A 12,172-nucleotide genomic window follows, 5' to 3' on the forward strand; every position below is an offset into this window, starting at 1 on the left:
TCAAATCAATATATGAGTGAATCACACCTTCTTAACCAGCCTGGCATCAATAAACCAGGCTGGTGAATACTTTTTGTCTCACCGTATTTTAAAAATAACTTCTTCGACATCAAGTTTGAATATTTTTGAATATTTTTGAATATTAAAGGAATTCTTCCAGCACCGAGTTTAAAAACACATGCCCCTGCTCGGTACAAGCCAACTGGCTTTGATCTTCGACCATCAACTTCCGTGAACGTAATGACGCTAAAAGCTCATCCAAACTCGCCAGGTCTAAACCTGTGCGTTCAGCATACAGCTGGGCAGCCACGCCATCATTTAACCGCAGCGCATTCATCATAAATTCAAACGGCATGTCTGCATCTTCAATCTTTTTAAACTGAAGATGCTCAGCCGGGATTTTGGCCAAATAGTCTTTCGGCAAACGGGTTTTCTGGAAACGGTACACGCCATCCGGCCGGGTCACTTTAGCGTGTGCCCCTGCCCCAATGGCCAGATAATCGCCAAACTGCCAGTAATTTAAATTATGTGCCGACGGTTTTTCCTTGCGCCACGCCGAAACTTCATAATTCACAAAACCGTTGGCTTTTAAATAGGCTTCGCCCTGTTCCTGAATATCTTCCAGCACATCATCTACCGGTAAAACCGGTTGCGTGCGGAAAAATACGGTATTGGGTTCAATGGTCAGTTGATACCAAGACACATGCGTAGCACCATTTTCCACCGCCAGTTTTAAATCAAGCAACGCCTGTTCTAGCGTTTGTTCTGGCAAGCCATGCATCAAGTCGACATTGATACGTTCAAAACCTGCTTCCCGGGCCAAATGAATGGCATGAATCGCATCATCATTACTATGGATACGCCCCAATTTTTTCAGCTGATCGGTATTAAAACTCTGCACACCAATGGAAAGGCGGTTAATCCCTGCTGCTAAATAACCTGAAAAAGGATCGTGTTCGACTGTTCCCGGGTTGGCTTCCAGGGTAATTTCACAGTCATCTTCAAAAGGAATCAGTGCTTTAAGCTGCGCAAATAACCACTCATAACCCTTGGCAGAAATCAGTGACGGCGTGCCTCCGCCAATAAACACGCTATGAATCTGACGGCCCTCGGCAAATTCGACCTGGGTTTTAAAGTCTTCGACCAAAGCCTGTAAATATTGCTGTTCCAAATCTAAGGACAGTTTTCCACCCGGTACGGCATGCGAGTTAAAGTCACAGTATGGACACTTACGCACACACCACGGCATATGAATGTATAAAGATAAAGGAACCAGTGCAGGATTTAGGTCAGCCAAGGAACAAGCTCGAAACGGATAAGGGAAGATGCATATTTTAACATGACTGCATCAGGACACTGATAAAATCTCACCAGGAATATCAGTACACTAGGAAAAACTATTGAAGAATTAAATTGTTAGAATGATGAAAATATCCGCTCAGTTATTGTTGTTCATCCCGCTGACACTGGGGATTGGTATCGCGCTCACCATCCAAACGGCCATTAATAGCCAGTTGAGAGAATATTTAAATTCGCCTTTACAAGCTGCCCTTTTATCTTTTCTGGTTGGTACAATACTGCTGGCCATATTGGTGTTTTTTCAGCCGGCAGAAAAACCCGGTTTTGCTACCTTTGTGCAACTGCCGTGGTATTTATGGTTGGGCGGATTTCTCGGCGTATATGCCATTAGCCTCAGTATTTATGCCGCGCCCAGACTCGGTTTTTTGACCCTGTCCGGTTTGATTATTTTTGGTCAACTGGTCACTTCAATGGTTCTGGATCATTTTGGTTTACTGGGCACAGAAAAAACACCGGTTAACTGGCAACGTCTGTTAGGTGGCGTAGTGATTTTTATTGGTGTGCTTCTCACTTTACAACGCTAACACCTCATTATTCTAAGCACATGATGAGTAATTTTTGTGTCTCATGTATCGTCGGTTACAACGACCCGTTATGAATTAAAACAGCTCTTTCATTTGATGATTCCGATTTTGGTCACTCAATTTTCCCAGGCCGGTCTGGGACTGATTGATACCATTATGGCCGGACGTCTATCTCCGATGGACCTTGCCGCGATTGCTGTCGGGGTCGGCTTGTGGATTCCGGTCATGCTGCTGTTCAGCGGCATCATGATTGCTACCACGCCTTTGGTTGCGGAAGCCAACGGGGCACGTACGCCTGAAAAAATTGCCAGCATTGCACGGCAATCGCTGTGGATTGCATTGCTTCTGGGTATCATCGCTGCGCTGATTTTACAGATCATGCCGTTTTTATTGCCTGTTTTAGGCGTGCCTGAAGTCTTACTGCCCAAAGCCAGTCTGTTCCTGCATGCCATTGGCCTGGGCATGCCTGCCGTGACCATGTATGCAGCGCTGCGTGGCTATTCGGAAGCGCTGGGGCATCCACGCCCCGTAACCGCCATTAGCCTGATTGCATTAATTGTTCTGGTGCCGCTGAACTTTATTTTCATGTATGGCTGGGGACCGATTCCGGAGTTAGGTTCGGCAGGTTGTGGTTTTGCCACGGCGATTTTGCAATGGCTGATGTTTATTGCACTCGCAAGCTATGTATTGAAAGCTTCAGCCTACAAAAAAACACAGCCCTTTGCCGCATTTGAAAAAGTTAATCCCTACTGGATCAAGCGCATTTTAAAACTCGGTTTTCCGATTGGCTTGGCCATTTTTTTTGAAGTGAGCCTGTTCAGCACGGCTGCGATTGTACTTAGCCCTTTGGGCGAAACCCTGGTGGCCGCGCACCAGATTGCCATGTCCGTGACCTCGCAATTATTTATGATTCCGATGTCGCTGGCCATTGCGCTGACCATTCGTGTAGGTACGTATTATGGGGAGAAAAACTGGCAGGCGATGTATAAAGTTCAATATCTGGGTTTGGCCACCGGCACTGTTTTTGCCATCGTCACCATGGCCCTAATCTGGTTTTTTCGGCCAGAAATTGTGGCTATTTACACCTCGGATTATGAGGTCACTCAGGTCGCGCTGTCTCTGCTGCTGTTTGCCATGGCCTATCAGCTGATGGATGCCTGGCAAGTCAGTGCAGCGGGTTGCCTGCGCGGCATGCAGGACACCAAAGGTCCGATGTGGATCACCATGATTGCCTATTGGGTCATTGCCTTTCCGGTCGGGGTTTATCTGGCGCGCTTTACCGACATGCAGGCCGCGGGTGTCTGGATCGGCCTGATTGTCGGTTTGACTGTAGCCTGCATCTTGTTATTGACCCGTTTATATAGAATCAATCATCGACTTAGAACTTCTTAACAGAGTCTAGACTCATTCCTTTTCATGGGAAAAGGAATGAGATCAATACACAGTGAATAGAAAAATAATGATAAAAATTTCAGCAATTTAGTCACTTAAAAATGTTCTTGTTTTGAATGATCCCACTTTAAATATGCCGCTTTTTAACAATTTAAAGTAGGCAATATCCAGTTTAACGCCTATGATCATTAAAACCCATCTCTGATGATCCTGAGGAATTTCGAATGGCAAAAACGGCTAGGACCCCCGGTCGTCGCTTTATGAAACTTGCCAGTATGACGGCGAGTATTGCAACTAAAACCGTGTCAAACTCGATTAAAAATTTTAATGCCGATGAAGAACAAAAAAATGCCGCGCGCACTAAACTTTTTCAGGATATAGGTTTACAGATTGCTGACACCCTGGGCGAAATGAAAGGTGCGGTGATGAAAGTGGGGCAAATTGCTTCCCAATATAAAGACATCTTTCCGCCTGAAGTGGCCCGTGCCATCAGCAAGTTACAGCGCCAGGCCCCAGCGATGCCTTTTGCTGAAATTAAAGCACAAGTTGAAAAAGAACTGGGCAAACCGCTCAATCAAATCTTTCAACACTTCGATGAACAGCCTTTTGCTGCGGCTTCTATTGGGCAGGTACATAAAGCCATCCTGCCAAACGGTCAGCAGGTCGTGGTCAAAGTGCAATATCCGGGCGTGGACGAAGCCTGTGAAAGTGACCTGAAACAGGTTCGCCTGGCATTGCGCTTAATGGGTGTACTGAAAATTGACCGTAAATTGCAGGACCGCTTATTTAAGGAAATTCAGGAAAGTCTGGATAACGAGCTGAATTACCAGATTGAAGCGCAGAATCTGGAAGTGGCACGTACCTTCCATGAAACTTTAGACAGCAAGATTCTTATCCCACAGGTTTATAAAGACTATTCTTCACGTCATATTCTGACTTTAAGCCTGGAACAGGGCGAAAGCATCGAGACAGCCAGCACCTGGTCTCAAGACATCCGTAATGAACTGGGTCGTCGCCTGTTCCGTGCCATTGGTCAGGAAATTTTTTATCTGAAACGTTTCCACTGTGACCCGCATCCAGGCAACTTTGCTTTCCGTGAAGATGGTACGGTGATTATTTACGATTATGGCGGTGTTAAAACCCTGTCCACTGAAATTGTTTCTAATTTCAAAACCCTGATTAATGCCGCCCGTGAAGGCAATATTGCCGAAATGGAACAGAAACTGGATGACCTGCACTCCCTCACCATGCAAGGCAAATTTCCTGAAGACCTCTATCGCCAGTGGCTGGAAGTGTTGATGCGTCCGCTGATCACCCATTACGATTTTGCCGAAAACTCGGCCCATCATGATGGTGTCGAGCTGCTCAAACCGTCATTAAAATATTGGGATGTGTTTAAGCCTTCACCGGATACCTTGATGGTCAACCGCACGGTTTCCGGACATTACTGGAATTTAATCCATTTAAAGGTCCATGATAACCTGAATGATTTATTCGAAGAGCTGGTGCCACCTCGCGTCTAATTACCAATAATAAACCCGGTTAACCAATCGTTACCGGGTTTTATTTGACCTTGCAATTGTTATGTTATAACATTTCTTTAAATTTAAAATATACGATGGAGAAATGTATGCGCCCAGGTATTCACCCAGACTATCAACAAGTCCTGTTCCACGACACCAATGCGGATGTCTATTTTGTGATTGGCAGTACCTTAAAGCCGATCCAGACCCGTGAGTATGAAGGCCAGACTTATCCTTATGTCACTCTGGATATTTCTAGCGCCTCTCATCCGTTTTATACCGGTGAACAACGTCAAACCAGCAATGAAGGTCGTGTGGCAAGTTTCAACAAACGTTTCGCACGTTTCAAACGCTCACATTAACTTCATATTGTTTTAAGATTTCAACGCTAATCTGAAGACTTGAAAAGCCCAAGCACTCTCCTCCAGCTTGGGCTTCTTTTTTATGTTTATTCTCACTATTCAATTTATCTGCTGTGTAGCAGCCACTGAAACAGGTAAAAACCGAGCGTCAAAACCAGAATTCCCATCATTACGCTGGAAATCATATAGCCCAAAGCCAATGTGGTTTGACCATGTTTTAATAACTGGAAGGTTTCCAGACCAAAACTGGAAAAAGTGGTAAAACCGCCTAAAATGCCGACCATCAGAAACAGGCGTGCTTCATTTTGCAAAACGGGAAATTTCTGGCTATATGCAAAGAAAATACCGGCAAGCAGGCAACCAAAGATATTCACCCACCAGGTGGTCCATGGAAATCCGCTCGTGGGTTTAAATAGCAATATCCCTGCCCCATAGCGCAAACTTGCGCCCACCGCTCCCCCTAAAGCCACCAGTAGCCAATTCATATCCGTTCCATTTTTATCAAATCAAAGATCAGGACTGTGTAAATTCTGGGTCCACTATACCCTACAAATGAACTGAAATAGTAATGAAATGCTGCCCTAAAAATTGTTATAGTCGCGATGTTTTTAAACTGTTTTCTATGAATTGAGGAAATTATGGCTCAGGATTTATTGGCACAGCTTCAGGCAGGTGAAATCAAATTTGCAGACGTGATTGCATATATTGATGCCCGTTATCAGCATACCCCGACAGCATTTCAAAACGGCAAACAGGCCAATGCTGCAACCGAAAACCAAGGCAGTGCCAAAGTATTTTCTTTTGCCCAACTTAATGGTCTAGATCAGGCACAAACGCTCAGTTTATTTGCTGAACATTATGCAGCGGTATTAGCGACCCCTGAAGCCACAGACCACCAGAACATTCGCCAGTTTATGCAAAATGGCTGGGATGGCATTCAGTTTGATGGTCAGGCATTAACAGCGAAATAAGTTATTTATATATGTCTTAGAATATAAAAAGCCCGCTTTAATAAAGCGGGCCTTTTACTCCTCCCTTAGAAAAAGGGAGGTCGGGAGGGATTTAGAAAATCAATAAATATCCCTTTTCATAAAAGTAATCTAAAAAAATTAAATCAGGAAATTCTGACCCGACAACGCCACTCATCAACCGGATTCTGTTCCCATGATCGACCATGTTTCACGTGAATCCATTCTTCACCGGGTTGCAGTGCAGTAAATATAAACTGTTTTTGTCCACCCCTACCCACCATTGGCGGTTGGCTTTCCCCTTGATATTGCCGATAAATTTCTTCGACTTTTAAGATGTTCTGCGGCTCGGCCACTTGCCAGATATAACCTGTAGTCGGATTCTCGGGCAACGTTAATTCCAGGGTTTGCCCCACACTCATTTCCAGCAAAGCTGGACATTGCTGCTTTAAGGAATAGACATGAGTTTTGCCATCAACCGTTGGACTCAAGCTACTACACCCCACCAAGGTAAACCCCAGTATTAGCCCAAAACTTAGTGCTAAAGCTTTCATCAATTTACTCTTAACCCTCTTCTTAGGGAAACGAATTAACCTTTAACCCGTTCAATCCATTCGATTGAACTGACACGAAATAGCTCACATGCGCCATCACCTGTATCGGTTGGGGTTAAAGATGAAGTCCAGACCAGATTTTTGTCTTTAATTTCCACCAGCTCGCCTTTCAGACGTACCAAATCACCGCGTTTGACATGTTTAATCTGTTTGGCAATTTGAGGGTTGGCAGGAATAATGTGCATATTCGACACCATCTGCATGGCCTGCTCGGCAGGAACGGGTAAGCGGTCAATCTTCCAGTTTAAATAGCGGTCATATTGGTTGACCGAAATATGACGCGCAATTTCAGGTTCGGCAAACAGCCCCCAACTTACCGCATAGTCAATGGGCGAAAACTTGGCCTGTTCATCACTGGTATACGTTTTCGAGCCTAAAATACGGAAATCCCCTTTAAAGGTTTGCAGCGTTCTGATGGACTGTTGTTTAGATACCGGAGCCAGACCTTTGGCAATATTATAGTCAACTGAGGCACTGGCACTCACTTGCAACATGCTCGCTGCAAATAAAGTACTGAATAATATTGACCTGATCATCTTTATGCCCCTAACAAATTTATTGATTTCTAAATTAATTTTAAGTCAGTCACCTTAAATAACTATATGGACTTGGTAACAATATAGATATGTTCAGTCACTTTTTTGTCTTATTCCCTGAACAGAAGATTGGTTAAACTAAAATGATATAAAGTAAGAAAAATTAAGTGACAATGATTTATAAATTTTACCAGCAACACATTCTTCCGCATTTGCTCAATCAGGTAATGCAAACACCCAGCCTCATGGATCAACGTCGCGAACTGCTACTCCCCATTGCAGGCGAAGTGCTGGAAATTGGCTTTGGTACCGGGGTGAATCTGCCTTTTTATCAAAATGTCGATACGCTCTACGCACTGGAACCGAATGCCGATATTTATCAGCTGGCGATTAAACGCGTGCACGAAAGTGCCATTCATGTGCAGCACGTTCAGGCCAGTGCAGAAAAGCTGCCTTTTGCCGACAATAGTATCGATCATATCGTCAGTACCTGGACACTTTGCAGTATTGAACATCTGGATCAGGCCCTGGCAGAATTGCATCGCGTGCTCAAGCCTGGCGGAACCTTGCATCTGGTCGAACATGTACTGTCTGACCGCCCGGCACTGCAACATCTGCAAAACCTGCTGACGCCCGTTCAAAAACGCCTTGCCGATGGCTGCCATCTGAACCGCAATATTGAACAGGCCTTGCTGGATGCACATTTCAGCTTTATAGAAAAACATTATCTGGATACAGCCGGTATTCCTAAAATTGCCCAACGCATGTTGTTTGCACGCGCTCAAAAACAATAGGCTTCTTTCATCAATCATTTTCAATGACTGCAAGTTTTTCAAATTGAATATTGTTTAACTTATCAAAGATCTCTAATGATGTTGAATTCAACCTCGTGCAGTCATCCTCACGGTGTTAATCATCAAAATCGATGCGCACCGTTTCAAAACGTACCCGCCCTTCCCGAACGGCCTGGGCAATCGCCTGTTGCCCCTTGGTCAGGCGTGCACCGCCACTTTTAATGTCAATCAGTACCACCTCGATATCTTCGGGACTTCCTTCACCATCCCGCAGGTCGGTATAACCATCGAAAACCACATAATCCACCGGATCGCCCAGAAATTTGGCATCACTAGGTAAATACTGAAACTGAGGCATAATCGGTGCCAGCTGCTCGGCCATCTTGCCTTTTAGCACTGCACGACTGGTATTGACGCTGCGTTTTTGCGCATGGGCCAGAGCCTGCTGATGCTCCAGTTCCAGTTCCGCAATGTACTGCTCATACTCTGCCTTGACGCGTCCATTACGGGTATTGCTTAAAATCATGGTGGTGAGCACCACGCCAATACACGCACCAATCAGCATTGCCATCCAAACGGACATTATTATTCCTTAATTGCAAAAATTACCGCTACTTATGCCTTTAGACTTTTGTCATGAGTCATCTTCATCACATCAAACAATGATATGCTAGGACTGAGCAGAATTAAATCGTTAGGGTCATGAAAACTATCTTAATTGCCAATCAAAAAGGGGGATGCGGGAAAACTGTTACCGCAATTAGTCTTGCTAGCGCTTTGGCACAAAAGGGATATAAAGTTGCACTTGCCGATGCAGATAATCAGAAATCGGCCTTGCAGTGGCTGAAACAGCGTCCGGAAGATGCAGCTCCCATTCAAAGCCTGGACTGGCGTCAGGAAAAATCGATTGGTGAGGTGCCTAAAAATATCGAATATCTGATTGTGGATGCACCTGGTGCCCTGTCCGGCGAGCATGCCGAACAGCTGATCAGTGAAGCCCATGCCATTATTACGCCATTGCAGCCTTCTTTCTTTGATATAGAAAGTACCCGGCGTTTTCTGAAGCATTTAAAAGAGATTAAGCGTATCCGCAAAGGCAAGGTGCAAATTTTACTGTTGGCCAACCGGATGAAAGCAAACAGTGCCAGCTCCAAAGATATTCAGGATTTCTTCCAAAAAATTGAACAGCAGCCGGTGGCCTGGATTTCCGAACGGGCGGCCTATGCCCAGCTTGCCATGCATGGACTGAGTGTTTTTGATAAAACGCAAAAAAACTATTTGCCCATGCAAGCACAATGGCAACCGCTGTTAAATGCCATTATTGATGATCCCAGTGCCTGGTTTTAATTGCATTGAATGGCGCAGTCCAAGCTTTGGCATGGAAATGTTCAATAAATATTCATCACAACTTACCCAGCTCTCGTTTTCGGGAGCTTTTTTTTCGGTTAAGATGATCTCCGAACTTAGGAAGTAGTCAGTGAATTCAGTGCAACATTACGCGCCCACATTACAAAAGGTTTTATTATTTGGACTGTTTTTTGTCCTGATGTATTTGAGTTTTCATGTGCTCAAATATTTTATTGTACCTGTGGTTTGGGCGGCAATTATTGCCTATGTCACCTGGCCGCTGTATCAGTCGGTATTGCGCATGTGTGGACAGCGTCCTACGCTGAGCGCCACAGTAATGATTCTTTCTGTCGTTTTAGTCCTGGGTTTACCGATTATTTTTGCGATCTTCATGTTGCAGCATGAAGGCCGAAACCTGTATTACGAATTACAGAAACAGGTTTTTTCCGGTCACCTGAACGTTCCTGACTTTATCCGGCAGTTACCTTTTATTGGCAAAGAAATTTCACGTACGTTAAGAGAGATTAATCAGGACCCGAACAGCATTATCCAGTCCGTCTCGATCTGGATTCAAGGCCATTTAAATTACGGAAAAGCGGTACTGAACGAAGTCAGCAAGAACATGATCAAGCTCTGCTTTGCCGTGCTGTCGTTATTTTTCTTCTACCGTGATGGCCACACCATTTTACATCAGGTCAGCAAAGCTCTGGAAATGGTGATTGGTCCGCGTATCCACCATTACCTGGACACGATTTCTGAAACCACACGTGCCGTAGTTTACGGTGTAGGACTGACTGCCATTGCCCAATCGGTTCTGGCAGGCATCAGCTATTTTGTAGCCGATGTGCCTAACCCGATGGTGCTGACCATCATTACCTTCCTGCTGGCACTGATTCCTTTTGGGCCTCCGATTGCCTATACCTCTGTTTCGCTATGGTTATTTTCTCAGGGGCACACCATTGAAGCAATCGGGGTAATGGTATGGGGCGTATGTGTGGTCAGTACCGCAGATAACGTGATCCGTCCACTGGTGATTTCAGGGGCTACCCAGATTCCGTTCTTGCTGATTATGTTTGGTGTGCTGGGTGGGCTGGCCAGCTTCGGTATGGTGGGATTATTTGTCGGTCCGGTCATACTGGCGGTATTACTGGCGATCTGGCGGGAATGGCTGCACGAAACCAATGAAACTGAAGGCTTAATGATGCCCAAAGCCACCCTTGCCCATGATATTGATGATGAAACCCATCATCCTGATTAAGCTGACAAGCCCAGGTTAAGAAACTTATACATTCCACTACTTAAATCACGTGGTCTTGCATCCACGACTTTGTTTCAATGGTGCCAATTATAAAAAAGTCAGGATGCTTCCACTCATGAAAATACCATTTAAACCCCTTGCAATTGCCACCCTGGGGGCAATATTTTTGGCCGGTTGCGCCAGCCCCCAGCCTATAGATGAACATAAAGCGCAACATGTCACGGTCAATGCCGTCACTGCACAAGGCATAGGCAATAAAATCGGGACAGTAGAATTACTCGATAGCCCTTCTGGTCTGGTCATCAATACCGATTTACGTGATCTGCCACCCGGCCCTCATGGCTTCCATATTCATGAAAAAGGTTTGTGTGGCCCGGCAGAAAAAGATGGCAAAATGGGCGCTGCCCTTGCCGCTGGCGGTCATTTCAACCCCAACCAGGCGCCACATCACGGTACACCTCTCACCGGACATCTGGGAGATTTACCCCTCATTACAGTGGATGCTTCAGGAAAATCTCAGGAAAAACTGGTGGCCCCACGTTTAAAACTGGCCGATGTTCAAGGCCGGGCGATTATGGTGCATGCGGGTGGTGACAACTATGCCGATGAGCCCAAACCTTTAGGCGGTGGCGGAGAGCGGATTGCCTGTGGTGTGATTCAATAATGTGTCCATAAAACCGTAAAATAAAAAAAGCAGGCAGAGTGTCTGCTTTTTTTATTAGAACCTGCTAATCAGAGATCGTACCGAGTCACATTAGGGTGAATAATTTCACAGCTCTACGGATAAAGCAGGCTATATTCACACTAATCGAGCTTTAGAAAAAGCCTGAACTGGCTGAAAGACCGGTTTCAACATGTGATTATAAGCATTTGATAAGTTATTAAAATATATCGAGCTTTTATTCACCATTGCAGCAATATTCGATACACTCAGGGTTCATTCTCATAGATTTAAGCATGACCATGAATATTCAAACTTTACGTGTTGTCGGTCTTTTAGAAGGACTTTCCTTTCTCCTGCTTTTGTTTATCGCCATGCCAATGAAATATATGCTGGATAATCCAATTCTGGTGAAATATGTCGGTATGGGACACGGCGTACTGTTTATCCTGTTTTTAATTGTTTTGTTTATTGTGTGCGAAAAACAGAAATGGTCGCTTCAGATGTTTATTTTGGGGTTGATTGCATCCATTTTACCGTTTGGCACTTTTGTTTTTGACCGCAAATTAAAGAACTTTGAACAGCCAGTCGCTGAATCCGAGGTATAGTTTTTTATTAAAGGGCTATGTCCTTTTTCAGCAAATAATAATATTCCCTCTCCTTCTAGGCATAGGTATCTACACATCTTTAGGTACCTAATGCAATGGTTGCGATTTCATTCAGTTCATCTATTGAATATTCTGAGAGCAGTTGAAGGGTGCTCAGTAAAATGGAAAGTCCTGCCAATATGGCAGGCGCACTTTCTATCTTGCCTCTTTTCTGCTGTCTGCCTGA

15 protein-coding genes and 1 pseudogene are annotated in these 12,172 nt (G+C 44.8%); 10 read left to right on the plus strand and 6 right to left on the minus strand.

Features of this window, described 5'->3' with window-relative positions:
• Positions 1-142: 142 nt before the first annotated feature.
• The gene (gene hemW / locus H4I94_RS11815; protein ID WP_261183211.1) at positions 143-1,297 is read right to left on the minus strand and encodes a radical SAM family heme chaperone HemW; all 1,155 of its coding nucleotides are present in this window, start codon (positions 1,295-1,297) and stop codon (positions 143-145) included.
• Between the two features lie 124 nt (positions 1,298-1,421).
• Between hemW and H4I94_RS11820 the strand changes: the two genes are divergently transcribed.
• The 4 genes from H4I94_RS11820 (at position 1,422) to H4I94_RS11835 (ending at position 5,160) form a co-directional block, all read left to right on the plus strand.
• Positions 1,422-1,883 (plus strand): DMT family transporter, encoded by a 462-nt coding sequence (locus H4I94_RS11820; RefSeq protein ID WP_092820142.1) that lies wholly within the window; start codon positions 1,422-1,424, stop codon positions 1,881-1,883.
• 36 nt (positions 1,884-1,919) lie between these two features.
• A complete protein-coding gene (locus H4I94_RS11825) occupies positions 1,920-3,275 on the plus strand; it encodes an MATE family efflux transporter (protein WP_314732921.1) in 1,356 nt (451 codons plus the stop codon).
• Positions 3,276-3,499: 224 nt separating this feature from the next.
• Positions 3,500-4,798: an ABC1 kinase family protein gene (locus tag H4I94_RS11830; protein ID WP_261183212.1), complete on the plus strand. Its 1,299-nt coding sequence runs from the start codon at positions 3,500-3,502 to the stop codon at positions 4,796-4,798.
• Positions 4,799-4,905: 107 nt separating this feature from the next.
• Positions 4,906-5,160 (plus strand): type B 50S ribosomal protein L31, encoded by a 255-nt coding sequence (locus H4I94_RS11835; protein ID WP_261183213.1) that lies wholly within the window; start codon positions 4,906-4,908, stop codon positions 5,158-5,160.
• Positions 5,161-5,264: 104 nt separating this feature from the next.
• Here the strand turns inward: H4I94_RS11835 and crcB are convergent, their stop codons facing one another.
• Positions 5,265-5,645 carry a fluoride efflux transporter CrcB gene (gene crcB, locus H4I94_RS11840; RefSeq protein WP_131273065.1) on the minus strand — a complete coding sequence of 127 codons (381 nt, stop codon included), beginning with the start codon at positions 5,643-5,645 and terminating at the stop codon, positions 5,265-5,267.
• 153 nt (positions 5,646-5,798) lie between these two features.
• On the opposite strand from crcB, the gene H4I94_RS11845 reads away from it, so the two are divergent.
• On the plus strand, positions 5,799-6,131 hold the full coding sequence (locus tag H4I94_RS11845; protein WP_086198570.1) for a HopJ type III effector protein: 333 nt from the start codon (positions 5,799-5,801) through the stop codon (positions 6,129-6,131).
• Positions 6,132-6,274: 143 nt separating this feature from the next.
• Here H4I94_RS11845 and H4I94_RS11850 read toward each other — a convergent pair whose 3' ends face one another.
• The gene (locus tag H4I94_RS11850; protein WP_261183214.1) at positions 6,275-6,682 is read right to left on the minus strand and encodes a protease inhibitor I42 family protein; all 408 of its coding nucleotides are present in this window, start codon (positions 6,680-6,682) and stop codon (positions 6,275-6,277) included.
• Positions 6,683-6,717: 35 nt separating this feature from the next.
• Positions 6,718-7,278 carry a hypothetical protein gene (locus H4I94_RS11855; RefSeq protein WP_092820149.1) on the minus strand — a complete coding sequence of 187 codons (561 nt, stop codon included), beginning with the start codon at positions 7,276-7,278 and terminating at the stop codon, positions 6,718-6,720.
• A 173-nt stretch (positions 7,279-7,451) separates the two neighbouring features.
• Here H4I94_RS11855 and H4I94_RS11860 point away from each other — a divergent pair, with 173 nt between their 5' ends.
• Positions 7,452-8,072, plus strand: coding sequence for a class I SAM-dependent methyltransferase (locus tag H4I94_RS11860; RefSeq protein WP_261183221.1), 621 nt, complete (start codon positions 7,452-7,454; stop codon positions 8,070-8,072).
• A 115-nt stretch (positions 8,073-8,187) separates the two neighbouring features.
• On the opposite strand, the gene H4I94_RS11865 is transcribed toward H4I94_RS11860, so the two are convergent.
• On the minus strand, positions 8,188-8,655 hold the full coding sequence (locus H4I94_RS11865; RefSeq protein ID WP_261183215.1) for a Holliday junction resolvase-like protein: 468 nt from the start codon (positions 8,653-8,655) through the stop codon (positions 8,188-8,190).
• 119 nt (positions 8,656-8,774) lie between these two features.
• On the opposite strand from H4I94_RS11865, the gene H4I94_RS11870 reads away from it, so the two are divergent.
• The 4 genes from H4I94_RS11870 to H4I94_RS11885 all read left to right on the plus strand — a co-directional run bounded on the left by H4I94_RS11870 (position 8,775) and on the right by H4I94_RS11885 (position 11,946).
• On the plus strand, positions 8,775-9,419 hold the full coding sequence (locus tag H4I94_RS11870; RefSeq protein ID WP_261183216.1) for a ParA family protein: 645 nt from the start codon (positions 8,775-8,777) through the stop codon (positions 9,417-9,419).
• 130 nt (positions 9,420-9,549) lie between these two features.
• Complete coding sequence (locus H4I94_RS11875) at positions 9,550-10,677, plus strand: AI-2E family transporter (protein WP_261183217.1); 1,128 nt, start codon at positions 9,550-9,552, stop codon at positions 10,675-10,677.
• A 115-nt stretch (positions 10,678-10,792) separates the two neighbouring features.
• Positions 10,793-11,341: a superoxide dismutase [Cu-Zn] SodC gene (gene sodC, locus H4I94_RS11880; RefSeq protein ID WP_261183218.1), complete on the plus strand. Its 549-nt coding sequence runs from the start codon at positions 10,793-10,795 to the stop codon at positions 11,339-11,341.
• A gap of 299 nt (positions 11,342-11,640) precedes the next feature.
• Entirely contained in the window at positions 11,641-11,946 is a 306-nt protein-coding gene (locus tag H4I94_RS11885) for a DUF3817 domain-containing protein (protein ID WP_261183219.1), read from the plus strand.
• A gap of 79 nt (positions 11,947-12,025) precedes the next feature.
• Here the strand turns inward: H4I94_RS11885 and H4I94_RS11890 are convergent.
• Positions 12,026-12,172: pseudogene (locus H4I94_RS11890) on the minus strand (transposase); the annotation flags it as partial.

Source organism: Acinetobacter sp. T_3_1, from assembly GCF_025377055.1.
Classification (GTDB): Bacteria; Pseudomonadota; Gammaproteobacteria; order Pseudomonadales; family Moraxellaceae; genus Acinetobacter; species Acinetobacter kookii.